Raw genomic sequence first — 16455 nt, forward strand, 5'->3', positions numbered from 1 at the left:
GGTCACTTCGCGTCCTCCTGCGCGGCGTGCGGCTCGACCACGGCGAGCACCTGGTCCATGGCGACCGTCGTGCCGGGCGTGACGTCCAGCTCGACGACGGTGCCGTCGTGCGGCGCGGAGATGACGTGCTCCATCTTCATCGCCTCCACCACGAGCAGCCCCTGCCCGGCCGCGACCTCGTCGCCCACGGCCACCTTCACCACCGTGACCGTGCCGGGCATCGGCGCGGTCAGCGAATCCGCCCCGGCGTGCGCCGAACCGGTGAGGGAGGCCGCGACCGGGTCGTGGTCCAGGACGTTCCAGCCGTCCCCGTCCCGGCCGAGCCAGGTGCCGGCGCGGTGGAACGTGTGGGTGACGCCGTCCAGCGTGACCGTCACCCGGTCGGCGGTGACGGTGCGGCCGGTCGCCCGCACGCGGTGGGCGACGGGGTCGAGGCCCGCGATCCGCAGGTGGTGGGTGACCGGCAGCCGCTCGCCGCCGATCCGCCACCCGCTCGGCACGGAGAACGGGTCGGTCCAGCCGCGCCCGTCGGGCCGCGCGGCGAGCGCCTCCTCGCGCACGGCCGCGGCCGCCTCGTACACCTCCTCCGGCACCCCGTCCGGGACCAGCGCGTCGGCCTCCCGCTCCACCAGGCCCGTGTCCATGTCGCCCGACACGACGGCCGGGTGGGCCAGCAGGCGGCGCAGGAACCCGGCGTTCGTCGGCACGCCGAGCGTGACCGTGTCGGCGAGGGCGGCGCGCAGCCGGCGCAGGGCGGTGGCCCGGTCGGGGCCGTGGACGATGACCTTCGACAGCATCGGGTCGTACAGGCTGGACACCTCGGTGCCCTCGCTGAGCCCGGAGTCCGTCCGCACCCCCTCGCCCTGCGGCTCGCGCAGCGCCAGGACCGTGCCGCCCGAGGGGAGGAAGCCGCGGGCCGGGTCCTCGGCGCACAGGCGGGCCTCCACCGCGTGCCCGGTGAGGGTGACGTCGTCCTGCCGGAACGCCAGCTCCTCGCCGGCCGCCACGCGCAGCTGCCACTCCACCAGGTCCAGGCCCGTGACCAGCTCGGTCACCGGGTGCTCCACCTGCAGGCGGGTGTTCATCTCCATGAAGTAGTACTGCGACGGGTCGCCGCCCGGGACGATGAACTCGACCGTGCCCGCGCCCCGGTAGCCGCAGGAGCGGGCCGCCTGGACGGCCGCCTCGCCCATCGCCGCCCGCGTCGCCGCGTCCAGCAGGACCGACGGCGCCTCCTCGATGATCTTCTGGTGGCGGCGCTGGAGGGAGCACTCGCGCTCCCCGAGGTGCACGACGTTGCCGTGGCCGTCGGCGAGGACCTGGATCTCGATGTGCCGGGGCCGGTCGATCCACCGCTCCACCAGCAGCGTGTCGTCGCCGAACGACGCCCGCGCCTCCCGGCGGGCCGCCGCGATCTCGTCCGCCAGCGCGGCCTCGTCCCGCACCAGGCGCATGCCCTTGCCGCCGCCGCCCGCCGAGGGCTTCAGCAGCACCGGCATGCCGATCTCGCGGGCCGCCGCAGCCAGCTCCCCGTCGGACAGGCCGCTGCCGGAGGAACCCGGCACGACGGGCACGCCCGCCGCCCGCACGGTCTCCTTCGCCCGGATCTTGTCGCCCATCAGGGCGATCGCGTCGGCGGGCGGCCCGATGAAGACCAGCCCGGCCTCGGCGCAGGCCCGCGCGAACGCGGCGTTCTCCGCGAGGAAGCCGTACCCGGGGTGGACCGCCTGCGCGCCCGTGCGGGCGGCGGCCTCCAGCAGCCGGTCGACGCGCAGGTAGCTCTCGCCGGCCGCCGGCGGGCCGATCCGGACGGCCGTGTCGGCCTCCCGCACGTGCCGCGCCCCGGCGTCGGCGTCGCTGAACACGGCGACCGAGCGCACCCCGAGGGCGCGCAGCGTCCGGATGACGCGTACCGCGATCTCGCCGCGGTTGGCGACGAGGACAGTGTCGAACATCGTCATGGTCGTCAGGTCCCTCACATCCGGAAGACGCCGAAGGCGGGCGCCCCGGGCTCCCGCTGGGGGAGGGGGGCGTTGGCACAGGCGGTCAGGGCCAGTCCCACCACCTGGCGGGTGTCGAGCGGGTCGATGACCCCGTCGTCCCACAGCCGGGCCGACGCGTAGTACGCGCTGCCCTGCCGCTCGTACTGGGCGCGGATCGGGGCCTTGAACTCCTCCTCCGCCTCCGCGGGCCACTCCTCGCCGCGCGCCTCCATCTGGTCGCGCCTGACGGTGGCCAGCACGGACGCGGCCTGCTCACCGCCCATGACGGAGATCTTGGCGTTGGGCCACATCCACAGGAAGCGGGGGCTGTAGGCCCGGCCGCACATCGAGTAGTTGCCCGCGCCGTAGGAGCCGCCGACGACGACCGTCAGCTTCGGCACCCGGGTGCAGGCCACGGCCGTGACCATCTTCGCGCCGTGCTTGGCGATGCCGCCCGCCTCGTAGTCCCGGCCCACCATGAAGCCCGAGATGTTCTGGAGGAACAGCAGCGGGATGCCGCGCTGGTCGCACAGCTCGATGAAGTGGGCGCCCTTCTGGGCGGACTCGGCGAAGAGGATGCCGTTGTTGGCGACGATCCCCACCGGGTGCCCGTGGATCCGGGCGAAGCCCGTCACCAGCGTCTGCCCGTACTCGGACTTGAACTCGGCGAACCGCGAGCCGTCCGTGATCCGCGCGATGACCTCCCGCACGTCGTACGGCGTGCGCGGGTCGACCGGCACCGCCCCGTACAGCCCCGCCGGGTCGACCTTCGGCTCCTCGACCGGCTCGACCGTCCACGGCAGCGGCCCGCGCGCGGGCAGGGTCCCCACGATGTTCCGCACGATCCGCAGGGCGTGCGCGTCGTCCTCGGCCAGGTGGTCGGTCACGCCGGAGGTGCGGGAGTGGACCTCGCCGCCGCCCAGCTCCTCGGCGGTGACGACCTCGCCCGTGGCGGCCTTCACCAGCGGCGGGCCGCCCAGGAAGATCGTGCCCTGGTTCCGGACGATGACGGCCTCGTCGCTCATCGCCGGCACGTACGCCCCGCCGGCCGTGCACGAGCCGAGGACGGCCGCGATCTGCGGGATGCCCGCGCCCGACATGCGGGCCTGGTTGTAGAAGATCCGCCCGAAGTGGTCCCGGTCGGGGAACACCTCGTCCTGCATCGGCAGGAACGCGCCGCCCGAGTCCACCAGGTACACGCAGGGCAGCCGGTTCTCCAGGGCCACCTCCTGCGCGCGCAGGTGCTTCTTGACGGTCATCGGGTAGTACGTGCCGCCCTTGACGGTGGCGTCGTTGGCGACGACGACCACCTCGCGGCCGCCGACCCGTCCGATGCCGGCGATCACCCCGGCGGCGGGGGCCTGGTCGTCGTACATGCCGTTCGCCGCGAGCGGTGCCAGCTCCAGGAAGGGCGAGCCCGGATCCAGGAGCGTGTCGACGCGGTCGCGCGGCAGCAGCTTGCCGCGCGCGGTGTGCCGGGCGCGTGCCTTCTCGCCGCCACCGAGCCGGACGGCGGCGAGCCGCGCCCGGAGGTCGTCGGACAGTTCCCGGTGCGCCGTCTCGTTGGCCCGCCAGGCCGCCGACGCGGGATCCGCCGCGCTCGTCAGCACAGGTGCCTGCTGCATCGTGTCGAGTCCCCTTGACCGTACGAGAGCGTTAATGAGCGTTAACGTGCATCGCCAAGGTTAACGAGCGCTAACCACCTTGTCTAGAATCGGTCCATGACGACCAGGACCGACGCCCCGACCCGGCGCGAGCAGATCCTGCGGGAGGCCGCCCGCCTCTTCGCCGAGCGCGGTTTCCACGGCGTGGGCGTCGACGAGATAGGCGCGGCGGTCGGCATCAGCGGTCCGGGCCTCTACCGGCACTTCGCGGGCAAGGACGCCATGCTCGCCGAGCTGCTCGTCGGGATCAGCGAGCGCCTCCTCGACGGCGGCCGCCGCCGCGTCGCCGAGTCCGGCGGCGACCCCGAGGCGCTGCTGGCCGCCCTGATCGACGGCCACATCGACTTCGCGCTCAACGACCGGTCGCTCATCACCCTCCACGACCGCGAGCTGGACCGCCTGCGCGACGCCGACCGCAAGCGCGTCCGCCAGTTGCAGCGCCAGTACGTCGAGCTGTGGGTCGACGCGGTGCGCGAGGCGTACCCGACGCTGGACGAGGCCGACGCCCGGGCGGCCGTCCACGCGGTGTTCGGCCTGCTCAACTCCACCCCGCACCTCGCCGGCGCCCTCACCGGCCGCCCCTCCACGGGCCCCCTGCTCCACCGCCTCGCCCGCGGCGCCCTCGCGGCGGCGGCCCCCCGGGACCCGGAGGGCCGCTGAACCCGCCGCCCGCGCGGGCGCACGCCCGCGCGGGTCGGAAGGCCCCGGCGCGGGCGCGCGGGCGCGCGGAGGGGCCGGCCGCGGCGGTCCGTGTGCCCGCGCGGCCGGCCCCTCGATTCCCCCCTCGGGCCTCCTCCGATTCCCCCCTCGGCCCCCCTCGGGCTCCGGTCCGGGCCGGTGCCCGGGTCAGCAGGCGTACGTCGTGCCGTCCGCCGCGAGGTTCCAGTTGCAGGAGCTGACGGAGCCGGTGGACGTGTTGTCGTCCGGGCTCCCCGGCTTCTTCAGCCGCAGGTCGGGGGTGCGGGACCGGGCGTCGTTGGGCAGGACGTGCCGCGCGTAGCCCCGGTAGAGGTGGTGCCAGCCGCTGCCGTCCCGGTGGTTGGTGCCGCTGCCGGTGTGCACGTACGCCTTGGCGCCGGCGGGCAGGTCGTACGAGGGCAGCACGCGACCGTAGGTGTTGGAGGTGATGTCGGGGACGTACCCGCCCGTGTTCACCGTCCGCGAGGTCACGTTCCTGATCAGGAAGTACTCGCCGTTCAGGTTGAGCTGGCGGCCGTCCCGGAGGTCCGCGCCCGAGGTGTTGGGCCGCACGTGGGTGATCATCAGGGCGCCCGTCGTGGACGCGGCCCGGGCGTCCGCGGACAGCGCGGCGGGGGACAGCGCGGCGAGGGACAGGGCGGCCGTCGACAGGGCGGCGGCGCGTATCGCACGGTTCAAGGAGGTGCCTTTCTCCAGCGGTGCCGGGCACGGGCGGCCCGGCCGTTCGGGGACGTCCGCGTCCCGGGCGGGGTGGGGTGGCGGGCGCCAGTCTGCCGGGCCAAGCGGAGGTTGCGGGCGGGTTTCCCGCCGGTAGGGCCGAAGGTCCCGCCCCGGACACGCCGCGGACGCGCCGCCGGACGCCCCGGCCGCCGCCGGAGGCGGGCGGCACAATGGGGGAATGCCGATACCCAGCCGCGCCGCCCTCGTCGAGCACCTCGTCCGCACGCGCATCGCGGGGGACGTCGCCACCCCCGCGACAACAACCTCGCCCACTACCGCGGGCTCGCGAACGGCGACCGCCACTACTGGCTGGGCCTGGAGCTGGGCGACCGCTGGACCGACGAGCAGGACGTGCTCGCGGTGATGGCCGAGCGGTGCGGCGTCGACGACGACCCCGAGCACCGCACCGGCCGGGACACCATCGACCCGGAGCTCACCGTCGACGCCCTGGACCGGATGGCCGTCCGCCTCCGCAAGGCCGCCGACGCCCGGCAGCGGGTGCTCCTGGCGACCGGCCACCCCGGCGCGCTCCTGGACGTGCACGGCCGCACCGCCGCCGCGCTGCGCGCCGCCGGCTGCGACGTCGTCCGCATCCCCGGCGGGCTCACCGCCGACGAGGGGTACGTGGTGCAGTTCGCCGACGTGGCGGTGTTCGAACGGGGCGCCACGCTGTGGCACACCCACTCCCCGGAGCCGATGAGCGCGATCCTGGATGGCCTGCGCGCCGCGGGCGAGGCCCTCCCGGACCTCGTCGTCGCCGACCACGGCTGGGCGGGCCGCGCCGCGCAGCGCGGCATCGACACGGTGGGCTACGCGGACTGCAACGACCCGGCCCTCTTCGTCGGCGAGGCCGAGGGCGTCCTCCAGGTGGTCGTCCCCCTCGACGACCACGTCCTGGACCCCCGCTCCTACGAGCCGATGACCGCCTACCTGCTGGACGCCGCCGGGCTGCTGTGACCGCGGCGGCCGTCCGGGGCCGCGCGGGGCCGCACGCGGACGCCCTCCCCGGGCCGCTTTGTCACGAGCGGCCCGGGGAGGGCGTCACGGTCACGCGGTCCGGCCGCGGTCACAGCCCCATCGACTTGGCGATGATCGACTTCATGATCTCGCTGGTGCCGCCGTAGATGCGGTTGACGCGGTTGTCCGCGTACAGGCGGGCGATGGGGTACTCGTTCATGTAGCCGTAGCCGCCGTGGAGCTGGAGGCAGCGGTCGATGACGCGGTGCGCCACCTCGGTGCAGAACAGCTTGGCGGACGCGGCCTCGGCGGGGGTCAGCTCCCCGGCGTCCAGGGCCTCCAGGGCGCGGTCGGCGACGGCCTCGGCGGCGTCCACCTCGGCCTGGCAGGCGGCCAGCTCGAACTTGGTGTTCTGGAAGTGCGCGACCGGCTTGCCGAAGACGGTGCGCTCCTGCACGTACTGCTGGGCGAACCGGACGGCGGCCTTGGCCTGGGCGTACGCGCCGAAGGCGATGCCCCAGCGCTCGGAGGCCAGGTTGTGGCCGAGGTAGGAGAAGCCCTTGCCCTCCTCGCCGAGCAGGTCCTCGGCCGGGACCTTCACGTCGACGAAGGCCAGCTCGGCCGTGTCGGAGGTGCGCAGGCCCAGCTTGTCCAGCTTGCGGCCGACGGAGTACCCCTCGGACTTGGTGTCCACCGCGAACAGGGAGATCCCGAAGCGGCGGTCCTCCTCGCTCGGGGGGGAGGTGCGGGCGCAGACGATGACCCGGTCGGCGTGGACACCGCCGGTGATGAAGGTCTTGGCGCCGTTGAGGACGTAGTGCGTGCCGTCCTCGGAGAGCCTGGCGGTGGTCTTCATGCCCGCGACGTCGGAGCCGGTGCCCGGCTCGGTCATCGCCAGCGCCCACATCTCCTCGCCGGTGACGAACTTCGGCAGGTAGCGCCGCTTCTGCTCCTCGGTGGCGAGCATCTTGATGTAGGGGAGCGCCAGCAGCACGTGGACGCCGGAGCCGCCGAAGATGACGCCCGCGCGGGCGGTCTCCTCGCACAGCACGGCCTCGAACTTGTGGGTGTCCAGGCCGGCCCCGCCGAACTCCTCGGGGACGTTGATGCCGAAGATACCCAGCTCGCCGAGCTTGTAGTAGAAGTCGCGCGGCGCCTGGCCGGCGGCGAACCACTCGTCGTAGACGGGCACGACCTCGGCTTCGATGAAGGCGCGGAGGGTGTCCCGGAACGCCTCGTGGTCCTCGTTGAATACGGTACGGCGCACCGACGCCTCCTTGGAGTGGCTGGGCTCTGGCTAAGCGCTTGCTCAGGTTGTTGGCATCGAAGTTACCCGGCGGTCATCAAGCCTGTCCAGGGCGCCGGGCGGCACGCCGGCTGGAGTCCGGGGCAGGCCCTCACCGCGATCCGCACCGGCGCGCGTGCGGGGTGCGGCAGGGCCGCCGGGGCGCGGGGCGTCGCGTCCACGCACCCGGTCGGGGCGCGGGGCCCGGCGGCCCGGGTGGCGCGGGTGACCGCCGTGGGTGCGCTGGTCGACCGGTTCGCACGGGCCGCGTCCGTGGGCGCGGGCGGCGCACCGCGCCCGGCGGGTGCCGGCGGCGCTCGCCGGGCGTGGTCATTCCCGCGGTCCGGCGGCGGGGCCGTCCCGGAAGATCCGGTCCAGGTGATGTTCGAGGACCGCGGCGGCCTCCTCCGGGCCGCGCTGCCCGACGAGGACGCCGGTGCCGAGCCCCGCGGACAGGGCCAGCAGGCTGACGGCCTCCAGCCGGGCGTCCACGCCGGGCCGGGTGAGCCCCTCCTCCTCGGCCTGCCGGAGCAGTCCGACCAGGGCGCTCTCGGCGGCGTCGGGGTTCCTGACGAAGGGCTGGGCGGCGAGCGCCCGGTCGGTGACGGACAGGACGGCGTACGAGGTGTAGACGAGGTGGAAGACGCGGCTCTCCTCGTCCGCCGGCAGCGCCGCCGCCAGTATCGCCTCGACCACCGCGCGCGGCCCCGGATCGGGGCCGGCGGCCCGGACCCGGGCACCGACCCGCTCCCCGAACCTCCCGGCCAGGTGCTGCAACCCGTGGAGCAGCAGTTTCTCCTTGGTCTCGAAGTAGTACTGCACCAGCCGCAGCGACACGCCCGCCTCCGCCGCCACGTCGCGCATGCCGACGGCGTGCAGCCCGCGCCGCGCCGCCACGCGGAGGAGGGCCTCGGCGATCTCGGCACGCCGCTCCGCGTGGTCCACCCGCTTGGGCATCGACCGCTCCTTCGTCCCTCGTCGTCGCCGGGCCCCCATTTTTTATGGTACACCTGTATCAATTAAGTGGTACATTCGTACCGTAGAAGACCGCACCCGGAGGTGGCCGTGCGCCGGACCCGAAACCGAACCCAGACGGACGCGGGCCGATTCGTGGACGACGCCCGGCGCGACCGCTACTTCGCGGCCTGCGACGCGGTGTACGCACTGGGCGCGCCGGCCCTGGCGGAAACGGATGTGGAGACGTCCTACGGCACCACGCACGTCTACGCGTACGGCCCGGACGACCCGGCCGCCCGGTCGCGCGTCCCCGTCGTCCTGGTGCACGGGGCGGGCTCCTGTTCCGCCATGTGGTACCCGAACACCCCCGCGCTCAGCGCCGCCCGCCCGGTCCACGCCGTCGACACCCCCGGCGACCCGGGGCGCAGCGTCCAGCGCGCGCCCATCGACCGGCCCGAACACGCCGCGCGATGGCTGGACGAGACGCTCGCCGGACTCGGGCTCGACCGCGTGCACCTGGTCGGCGCCTCCTACGGCGGCTGGCTCGCCCTGAACCAGGCGCACCGCAGGCCCGAACGCCTCGCCTCGGTCACCCTGCTCGACCCCGGAGGCCTGGAGAAGGTGGGGCTGCGCTTCTTCGCCTGGATATTCGCCAGCCTCCTCGCGACCTCCGCGCCCGGGGCGCTGCGGCCGCGGCTGGCGGCCTGGCTGGAGCAGCCGGTCCTCGTCGTGCCGGAACTGCGCACCATGATTAGACAGGGCGTCCGCGCCTACCGGGTGCGCCGCCCCGCCCCGCTGCCCCTGTCCGACGGCGAACTGTCCACCATCCGCACCCCGCTCTACCTGGTACTCGGCAAGCGGAGTCTCCTGGTGCACTCGCGCAGGCAGGTCGAACGCGTCCCGCGCCTGATACCGGGCGCCCGCGCCGAGATCGTCTCCGGCACCGGCCACGGACCCCAGATCGACCAGGCGGACGAGATCAACCGCCGGATGCTGGACTTCATGGACTCCGTCGACTGACGGGCCACCCGCACCCCGGTCGGCGACTCCGGACGGTACGGGCGGCCACGGGTCCGGCATCGGAGCCGGCGCCTCGGGTCCGGGGTGGCAGCCCGGCATCATCACCGATCACCCTGCGCCGAACGGTGGGAGGCGGGCGCTCAGGACCTCAGGGGCGGTCCGGGGTCCCTTCCGGGTTCGTCTCGGCGGTATCCGCCGCCACCCCAGCCACTACGCTGACCGCGGAGAGGAACCCGGCATGCTGCTGAGATTTCGCACGGCCAACGTGCGGTCACTACGCGACGAGCAGGAGCTGACCTTCGTCGTGCCCGGGGACGAGCCGAGCGCCGCGGCGCGGCGCGTCGAGCTGGCGGGAGGCGCGGTCGGCGTACTCCCCCTCGTGGGCGTCTTCGGCGCCAACGCCTCGGGCAAGTCGAACGTCCTCGCCGCGATGACCGACATGAGCGGCGCGGTCCAGAACTCCTACGCCCGCTGGGCCGCCTACGACGGCACCGACCGGACCCCCTTCGCGCTGGACGGCAAGGCCGGTGGGGAGCCCAGCTTCTACGAGGTGGACCTCGTCCTCGACGGCGTGCGCTGGACGTACGGCTTCGAGCTGGGCCCGGACCGGGTGGAAGCCGAATGGCTGCACTGCTATCCGCGCGGGCACCGTCAGGTGTGGCTCGACCGGGACGCCTCGCGCGCCAAGGTCTACGACTGGCCGGGCGCACGCGTGAGGGACCGGGCGGGCCTGGAGCGCCGCACCCGGCCGAACGCCCTGGTGCTCTCCACCGCCGGCACGGACAACCACCCGCAGCTCACCCCCCTCTTCCACTGGTTCCTCCGCAACCTCTGGCTGGTCAACCCCGAGGTCGAACGGGAGGAACGGGAGACGTTCACGACGCGTGAACTGACCGGCAGGCGCGCGCGCCGCATCAACGAGCTGCTGAGGGTCGCCGACCTCGGCATCACCGGCGCGCACGCCGTGGAGGGGCCCCCGGGGCCGCCCGGAGGCCCGGCTCACCCACCGGTCCGCCACGGGTGACGTCGCCCTCGACTGGCGGGACGAGTCCTACGGAACCCGCTCCTGGTTCGCCCTCCTCGGGCCGCTGCTGCTGGCCCTGGACGAAGGGGCGGTCCTGCTTGTCGACGAACTCGACGCCAGTCTCCACCCCCGCTTCGCCGCCGAGGTCATCCGCCTGTTCCACGACCCCCAGGCCAACGCCAGGGGGCGCAGCTCGTCTTCACCTCGCACGACCCGTCCGTGCTCACCACGCCGAGCGGGGGCCGCCTGCTGGAGCCCGCCCAGGTGTGGCTCACCGAGAAGGACGAGGACGGCGCGACCGAGCTGTACCCGCTGACCGCGGCCTCCCCGGGGGAGGACGAGGACCTGATGAAGTCGTACCTGGCCGGCGCTTTCGGAGCGGTCCCCGCGCTGCTGGAGGGTCAGATCGCCCGGCGGCTGCTGGCGGTGTACGAGCGGGAACGCGAACCCGGGGCGGAGCGGAGCGGCAGCTGATGGCGCGTACGAGGGGGAAGGACTCGCTGGGGCCCGCGAAGAGAGGGCAACGGCGCTACAAGATCGTCCACGTCTTCACCGAGGGCCTGGTGACCGAGCCGCGGTACATCGAGATCGTGCGCGGCAGACCCGCCGACACGGGTGTCGAGGTGCGGATCGCGAACGCGTCCGCGCCGGGCTCACAGCGCAAGCCGATCACGCTGGTCGAGGCGGCGGCACGGCTGATGCGCGAGGAGACACGCGCCGCGAAGAAGGCGAAGCTGGACGAGAAGTTGTGGCCGGAGGTCTGGTGCCTCTTCGACCGCGACGAGCACCAGCAGATTCCGGCGGCCCTGCGGCTCGCCGACGAGGCGGGGGTGCAGGTCGCCTTCTCACACCCCTGCTTCGAGCTGTGGCGGCTGCTCCACCACAAGCCGGTACACGGCAGGTTCAGCGGCGTGTGCGGGGAGGCCGTGAGACAGCTCCCCCTCGCGGGGACGCCGCAGGAGCTCAAGCACATGCGGCCGGACGAGCTCCCGGAGGGGAGCTTCGCCGAGGCGAAGAAGCGGGCGCAGAAGATCAACGCCCAGCACCCCGCCCACGTGCCGAAGGACCGGCGCGACCCGTACACGGACGTGTACGTCTTCGTGGAGAAGGGCCTGAGGGTCGCCGGTTACTGAGGCTGATGACCGGTGGGGCCCGCCGTTTTCGCCTCTGCTCCGAGTCGCCGTAGGGTTCCCTCGTCGTATCGGGTCGTAGGGAAGACGGTGACGTGGCCAAGCTCACGCTCGCGCAGCTGGAGCGGCATCTGTTCGCCGCCGCGGACATCCTCCGCGGGACGATGGACGCCTCCGAGTACAAGGACTACATCTTCGGCCTGCTGTTCCTGAAGCGGGCCAACGACGAGTTCGAGGCGGCGCGTGAGCGGATCAGAGAGCACGCGAAGACCGTGCCGGGCATGACCGGGGAGCGGTTGGAGGGCTACCTGGAGCGCCCGGCGCCGTACAGCGACCGCGGGGTCCTCTTCGTCCCGAAGGAGGCGCGCTGGGCCAGGATCGCGTCCGGCACCCACAACGTCAACGAGACGCGGCTGAGGCCCGCCCTCCAGGCCCTCGAAGGGCAGAACGCCAAGCTCAGGGGCCTCTTCGACCAGCTCGACTTCAACCGCATCGGCGGCTCGGGTGCCACGGCGGGTGCCGCCAAGCTCGCCGACCAGCGGCTGAAGCTGCTGATCGCCCACTTCGGGCGGGTACGGCTGCGGACGGAGGACTTCGAGTTCCCGGACCTGATCGGCGCCGCGTACGAGTACCTGATCAAGGAGTTCGCGGACTCGGCCGGCCGGAAGGGCGGCGAGTTCTACACCCCGCGCGCCGTGGTCCGCATGATGGTCGAGCTGCTCGACCCCAAGGACGGCACGCGCATCTACGACCCCTGCGTCGGCTCGGGCGGCATGCTCATCCACGCCAAGGAGTACGTGGAGGAGCACGGCGGGGACACCGAGAACATGTTCTTCGCCGGACAGGACGCCAACAGCGGCTCCTGGATCATGTCCACGATGAACATGGTGCTCCACGGCGTCAGCACCCGCTTCGACCTGCGCACCGGCGACACCCTGTCGGAGCCGGCGCACGTCCCGAAGTCCGACGACGACCGGTACGACGGCGTGCTCAGCAACCCGCCGTTCTCCATGGACTACTCGCACAAGAACTACCCGCACAAGGCCGAGCGGGCGAAGTACGGCGCGACGAGCGAGCGCGGCAAGGCCGACCTGATGTTCCTCCAGCACATGCTCTGGATGACCAAGCGGGAGGGGCGCGGCGGCATGGTCATCACGGTCATGCCGCACGGCGTGCTCTTCCGGGGCGGCGGCGAGCGGGACATCCGCGCCGAGCTGATCGAGAAGGACGCCATTGAGGCGGTGATCGGCCTCGCCCCGAACCTCTTCTACGGCACCGGCATCCCCGCCTGCATCCTGGTCCTCCGCCCGCCCGGCAAGAAGGACCGCGAGCGGGAGGGCCGGATCCTCTTCGTCAACGCCGACCGCGAGTACCACGCGGAGCGGGCGCAGAACGTGCTCCTGCCCGAGCACGCGGAGAAGATCGTCACCACGTTCCGCGCGTACGAGGACGTGCCCGGCTTCGCCCGGGTGGTCGCGCGCGAGGAACTGCGGGAGAACGACTACAACCTCAACATCCGCCGGTACGTGGACAACACGCCCCCGCCCGAGCCGCAGGACGTGCGGGCCCACCTGACGGGTGGCATGCCGCGCGCGGAGGTCGAGGCCAAGCGAAACCTGCTCGACGCCTACGGGATCCGGCCGGAAGACCTGTTCGCCGAACGGGACCCGGTCGACCCGGCGTACGTGGACTTCCTCCCGGAGGGCGAGCGCCCGGACGCCGCCCGGCTGGCGGAGCTGGCGCGGCCCCGCGAGGAGGAGCTGCGGCGGGCCTTCGCCAAGTGGTGGGACGAGGAGGCCCGCCACCTGGAGGCCGTGGCCGCCACCGACGAGCGCCTGGCCGACCTGACGGCCTCGGAGCGCAAGGCGGCGCTGATGACCGTACGGAGCTCGCTCATCGACTCCTTCGTCGAACGGCTCGGCGGGATCGGCCTGCTCGACCGGTACGCGCTCGCGGGCGCGGTGGCCGGCTGGTGGTACGAGGCCAAGTACGACCTGCTGGCCCTGTCCGAGAACGGTTTCGCCGGGGTCCTCGACGGCTGGGTCGAGAACGTCGAGACGATGCTCGCACCCGAACAGGACCCCAAGACGCGGAAGCTGCGCAAGCGCACGGCGGCGGAGCGGCGCCAGGCCTACGACCACAAGGTGGTCGCGGCGATCGTCCCGGAGTTCCTGGCGGAACTGGCCGAGGCGGACGCCCGCAAGGCGGAGCTGGACGCCCGCTGGAAGGAACTCAACGCCGAGCCGGAGGCTTCGGAGGACGGCGAGACCGAAGGTGGCGAGGACGCTGTCACACGGGAACAGGTCGAGCTGAGCGTGGAGCAGCTGGCGGAGCTGGCGCACGTGAAGAGGGAACGCACCAAAGCCGCGGCGCGCATCAAGAAGCTTGAGGCGGAGTTCTGGTTCCCCTGGCCGGACCCGTCCAAGCTGGCCGAGGACCCGCCGAGGCTGATCGCCGCGCGGAAGTGGTACGCGCAGGACCCGGAGGGCGAGCGCCGCGTGGTGCTCAACCTGCTGCGGGACGACCTGGCGGGCAAGCTGGAGGGCCATGTGGTGCGGCGCCGACGGGAGTTGGTCGACGCGTACACGGTGTGGACGGACAAGTACGCGGTCTCGCTGCGGGAGATCCGCGCGGAGCGCGAGCGCGCGGCGGCGACGCTGGACGGGTTCCTGAAGGAGCTGGGCTATGTCGAGTGACGCCGAGATCCGTTGGGTTCCCGTGCGGGAGGTCGGCGAGGTCCGCATGGGCAAGCAGCTCTCGCCGAGCAGCCGAGAGGCGGCGGGGCAGCACCCTTACCTGAGAGTCGCGAACGTCTACGAGGGACGGATCGACCTATCCGACGTCAAGACGATGGGCTTTTCATCGACGGAGCGCGAGGTATACGGGCTGCGCCCGGGGGACATTCTTCTCAACGAAGGTCAGGAGAGCCTTCGGATGGTGGGAAGGAGCGCCATCTATACGGGCGAGCCGGGAGCGTTCTGCTTTCAGAACACGCTCATCAGATTTCGCCCGGGGGGCGAGGTCCTTCCGGAGTACGCGCAAGCGGTGTTCGTGCGATGGCGGGCACAAGGAGTTTTCGCCAGCGTTGCAGAGAAGACAAGTATCTCGCACCTCGGCGGCAACCGGTTCGGGTCCCTTCTCTTTCCTCTGCGGCCTCTGCCCGAGCAGCGGCGGATCGTCGAGGTGATCGACGCGGTGGCGGCGCAGGAACGCGCCATTGAGGTGTCGATCGCGAAGCATGGGGCGACCCGGCAGGCCGTGATTGGCCAGCTCCTAGGTTCTGTAGAGCAAGAGATCCCGCTAGTAGAGGGGCTTGCTGCACTTGAGGTTGGAGTCGCCTCAGCGGGGCCAGAAGCTGTCCCGGATGCCGGTGAGTGGGGCGTTATCAGGCTGGGGTCTGTGACCGGCGGGACATTCGATCCAACACAAGTTAAACGACTGCCTGATGGAATTGCACCGCGCCCTGAGTGCGAGATCCAAGAAGGAGACGTGCTAATGGTGCGCGTCAACGGCTCTGTGGACCTCGTAGGTTCGGTGTGTGTAGCTGAGAAGGTGCCCCCCAGGCTTATGTTGTCAGATCTCGTTTTCAGATTGACACCCAAGGCGGATGTCTTTGTTGGGCGTTACTTGAGTGAGGTCTTGGCAACTCCGATCGTGCGGCTGCGGATCGTTAGTCGATTTCGAGGTACGAGTGGGCAATTTCAGCTTCCGCAGTCTGAACTGAGGAATCTCCCCGTCCCGTTCCCGGAACTGGATGCCCAGAGCGAGATCTGCCAAGTGCTCGACGGGTTTGACGCTGTGCTTGCTCGCGAGAGGGCCGAGTTGGTCAAGATTGGACAGTTGAAGCAGGGTCTGATGGATGAGCTGCTTGCGGGGGACGGAGTCACTGTCCGGCTTTGAGCGCCGTGACGAACACGGCCCAACCAGCCGAAGTGAAAACGAGCGCAGGGCCGTGCAGGGTCTTGGAGTCGCGGACCGGGACCCCTGCGGAGTAGCCGTCCAGCACCTCGACGCAACTGCCGCCCTCTGGACCGCTGTAAGACGACTTGCGCCAACCTTGCAACGCGGAGCTGTCAGGAATGCTGTGGTCGGTCACGATCTTCGTAGTCCTTTGCCGTTGCCCGCAGGAGGGTGAGCGATTCTCGTAGCGGAAGCGCGTCGCTCAGTGCGAGATCGTAGGCACCTTGGAGTCGGGTGACCAGGGCGGGGGAGTCGTGGACCGTGCCCACGCTGTTCCCCTCCGAGTATGCGAGAGGCGGCTGGTCCTCGAACCACATCAGGCTCAGCATGCCTTGGAGCAGCTGGTAGGCGCCGACTCCGAACGGCAGCACGTGCACCCGCACTCGCCTCAACTCCACCAGGCGGACCAGGTGCATGATCTGCTCCGCCATGATCTCCCGGCTGCCCACGACCCGGCGCAGCACCGCCTCGTCGATCAGCGCCCATACCACCGGGCTCACCGGGTCCACTAGCACCTTCGCGCGCTGCAGTCGTGTGACGACGAGCCTGTCACACTCCTCTTCACTCACAGGGGGGTACGACGTGCTCAGAACCGCACGTGCGTACCTTTCCGTCTGGAGGATGCCCGGTACGAACGACAGGGCGAACTCGCGGATCACCGTCGCCTGCTGCTCCAGTTCAAGCGCCGTCTCGAAGTAGTCCGCGACCGCCACGTCCTGCTTCGGCAGGAAGCTCTGCAGGACGTTCCCCGTGCCCAGCGCCGCGTCCAGCCGCCGTGCGTCCTCCGCCGACGGGATCCGGCGGCCCGCCTCGATGTGGGCGATGTGTGAGCGCGTCATGATCGCGAGGTCGGCCAGCTCCTGCTGGGTGAGGCCGGACACCTCCCGCTGCGCCTTCAGCCACTCCCCGTAGACGTTCGTCATCGTCAACCCCTTCGTGACAAAAGCTCTGTCACCTCGAACCCCCTGGTCAGCGTAGCCCTGTCGGTCCCAGGCTGTGAGGGAATCGCTACGGAGCGAAGTTCCGGCGGGCGGACGAGCCCGGCGGAGCCGAACGC

The 16455-nt window shown here is 71.8% G+C and carries 14 protein-coding genes and 2 pseudogenes; 9 read left to right on the plus strand and 7 right to left on the minus strand.

Translation table 11 applies throughout. The annotated features are described in order from the left end of the window. Nucleotides 1-2 precede the first annotated feature (2 nt). Entirely contained in the window at nt 3-1955 is a 1953-nt protein-coding gene (locus tag LUW75_RS16430) for an acetyl/propionyl/methylcrotonyl-CoA carboxylase subunit alpha (protein WP_284453842.1), read from the minus strand. Nucleotides 1956-1975: 20 nt separating this feature from the next. Then, the gene (locus LUW75_RS16435; RefSeq protein WP_168437269.1) at nt 1976-3607 is read right to left on the minus strand and encodes a carboxyl transferase domain-containing protein; all 1632 of its coding nucleotides are present in this window, start codon (nt 3605-3607) and stop codon (nt 1976-1978) included. 96 nt (nt 3608-3703) lie between these two features. On the opposite strand from LUW75_RS16435, the gene LUW75_RS16440 reads away from it, so the two are divergent. Further along, nucleotides 3704-4306, plus strand: a complete 603-nt coding sequence (locus LUW75_RS16440; protein WP_168437268.1) for an SACE_7040 family transcriptional regulator — start codon at nt 3704-3706, stop codon at nt 4304-4306. A gap of 186 nt (nt 4307-4492) precedes the next feature. Here the strand turns inward: LUW75_RS16440 and LUW75_RS16445 are convergent, their stop codons facing one another. Further along, nucleotides 4493-5023 (minus strand): lamin tail domain-containing protein, encoded by a 531-nt coding sequence (locus LUW75_RS16445; RefSeq protein WP_250336287.1) that lies wholly within the window; start codon nt 5021-5023, stop codon nt 4493-4495. A gap of 220 nt (nt 5024-5243) precedes the next feature. On the opposite strand from LUW75_RS16445, the pseudogene LUW75_RS16450 reads away from it, so the two are divergent. Continuing rightward, nucleotides 5244-6022: pseudogene (locus LUW75_RS16450) on the plus strand (phosphatase). A 109-nt stretch (nt 6023-6131) separates the two neighbouring features. Here the strand turns inward: LUW75_RS16450 and LUW75_RS16455 are convergent. Then, nucleotides 6132-7289, minus strand: coding sequence for an acyl-CoA dehydrogenase family protein (locus LUW75_RS16455; protein WP_168437257.1), 1158 nt, complete (start codon nt 7287-7289; stop codon nt 6132-6134). Nucleotides 7290-7637: 348 nt separating this feature from the next. After that, complete coding sequence (locus tag LUW75_RS16460) at nt 7638-8264, minus strand: TetR/AcrR family transcriptional regulator (RefSeq protein WP_250336288.1); 627 nt, start codon at nt 8262-8264, stop codon at nt 7638-7640. Between the two features lie 153 nt (nt 8265-8417). Here LUW75_RS16460 and LUW75_RS16465 point away from each other — a divergent pair, with 153 nt between their 5' ends. The 7 genes and pseudogenes from LUW75_RS16465 to LUW75_RS16495 all read left to right on the plus strand — a co-directional run bounded on the left by LUW75_RS16465 (nt 8418) and on the right by LUW75_RS16495 (nt 15338). After that, nucleotides 8418-9284: an alpha/beta fold hydrolase gene (locus tag LUW75_RS16465; RefSeq protein ID WP_462933744.1), complete on the plus strand. Its 867-nt coding sequence runs from the start codon at nt 8418-8420 to the stop codon at nt 9282-9284. A gap of 238 nt (nt 9285-9522) precedes the next feature. Beyond that, nucleotides 9523-10308 (plus strand): AAA family ATPase, encoded by a 786-nt coding sequence (locus tag LUW75_RS16470; RefSeq protein WP_250336290.1) that lies wholly within the window; start codon nt 9523-9525, stop codon nt 10306-10308. A 34-nt stretch (nt 10309-10342) separates the two neighbouring features. Then, nucleotides 10343-10624 (plus strand): annotated as a pseudogene (locus LUW75_RS16475) (AAA family ATPase); the annotation flags it as partial. Next, a complete protein-coding gene (locus LUW75_RS16480; protein ID WP_250336291.1) occupies nt 10528-10782 on the plus strand; it encodes an AAA family ATPase in 255 nt (84 codons plus the stop codon). The pseudogene LUW75_RS16475 and the gene LUW75_RS16480, both read left to right, overlap by 97 nt. Further along, complete coding sequence (locus LUW75_RS16485; RefSeq protein ID WP_250336292.1) at nt 10782-11441, plus strand: RloB family protein; 660 nt, start codon at nt 10782-10784, stop codon at nt 11439-11441. The genes LUW75_RS16480 and LUW75_RS16485 overlap by 1 nt, the downstream gene beginning before the upstream one ends. A gap of 92 nt (nt 11442-11533) precedes the next feature. Continuing rightward, nucleotides 11534-14134, plus strand: a complete 2601-nt coding sequence (locus LUW75_RS16490) for a type I restriction-modification system subunit M (protein ID WP_250336293.1) — start codon at nt 11534-11536, stop codon at nt 14132-14134. After that, nucleotides 14124-15338, plus strand: coding sequence for a restriction endonuclease subunit S (locus tag LUW75_RS16495; RefSeq protein WP_250336294.1), 1215 nt, complete (start codon nt 14124-14126; stop codon nt 15336-15338). Before LUW75_RS16490 ends, LUW75_RS16495 begins: the two co-directional genes overlap by 11 nt. On the opposite strand, the gene LUW75_RS16500 is transcribed toward LUW75_RS16495, so the two are convergent. Both LUW75_RS16500 and LUW75_RS16505 read right to left on the minus strand, forming a co-directional pair. Continuing rightward, nucleotides 15322-15534 carry a DUF397 domain-containing protein gene (locus LUW75_RS16500; protein ID WP_250336295.1) on the minus strand — a complete coding sequence of 71 codons (213 nt, stop codon included), beginning with the start codon at nt 15532-15534 and terminating at the stop codon, nt 15322-15324. The genes LUW75_RS16495 and LUW75_RS16500 overlap by 17 nt on opposite strands. Continuing rightward, the gene (locus LUW75_RS16505) at nt 15512-16321 is read right to left on the minus strand and encodes a helix-turn-helix domain-containing protein (protein ID WP_250336296.1); all 810 of its coding nucleotides are present in this window, start codon (nt 16319-16321) and stop codon (nt 15512-15514) included. Before LUW75_RS16505 ends, LUW75_RS16500 begins: the two co-directional genes overlap by 23 nt. Nucleotides 16322-16455 lie beyond the last annotated feature (134 nt).

Source organism: Streptomyces sp. MRC013 (assembly GCF_023614235.1).
GTDB lineage: Bacteria > Actinomycetota > Actinomycetes > Streptomycetales > Streptomycetaceae > Streptomyces.

Bases quoted from the DNA above. Each gene is read 5' to 3' on its own strand.
- LUW75_RS16430 (WP_284453842.1), bottom strand. From the start codon at position 1,955: ATGTTCGACACTGTCCTCGTCGCCAACCGCGGCGAGATCGCGGTACGC.
- LUW75_RS16435 (WP_168437269.1), bottom strand. From the start codon at position 3,607: ATGCAGCAGGCACCTGTGCTGACGAGCGCGGCGGATCCCGCGTCGGCG.
- LUW75_RS16440 (WP_168437268.1), top strand. From the start codon at position 3,704: ATGACGACCAGGACCGACGCCCCGACCCGGCGCGAGCAGATCCTGCGG.
- LUW75_RS16460 (WP_250336288.1), bottom strand. From the start codon at position 8,264: ATGCCCAAGCGGGTGGACCACGCGGAGCGGCGTGCCGAGATCGCCGAG.
- LUW75_RS16470 (WP_250336290.1), top strand. From the start codon at position 9,523: ATGCTGCTGAGATTTCGCACGGCCAACGTGCGGTCACTACGCGACGAG.
- LUW75_RS16485 (WP_250336292.1), top strand. From the start codon at position 10,782: ATGGCGCGTACGAGGGGGAAGGACTCGCTGGGGCCCGCGAAGAGAGGG.
- LUW75_RS16495 (WP_250336294.1), top strand. From the start codon at position 14,124: ATGTCGAGTGACGCCGAGATCCGTTGGGTTCCCGTGCGGGAGGTCGGC.
- LUW75_RS16505 (WP_250336296.1), bottom strand. From the start codon at position 16,321: ATGACGAACGTCTACGGGGAGTGGCTGAAGGCGCAGCGGGAGGTGTCC.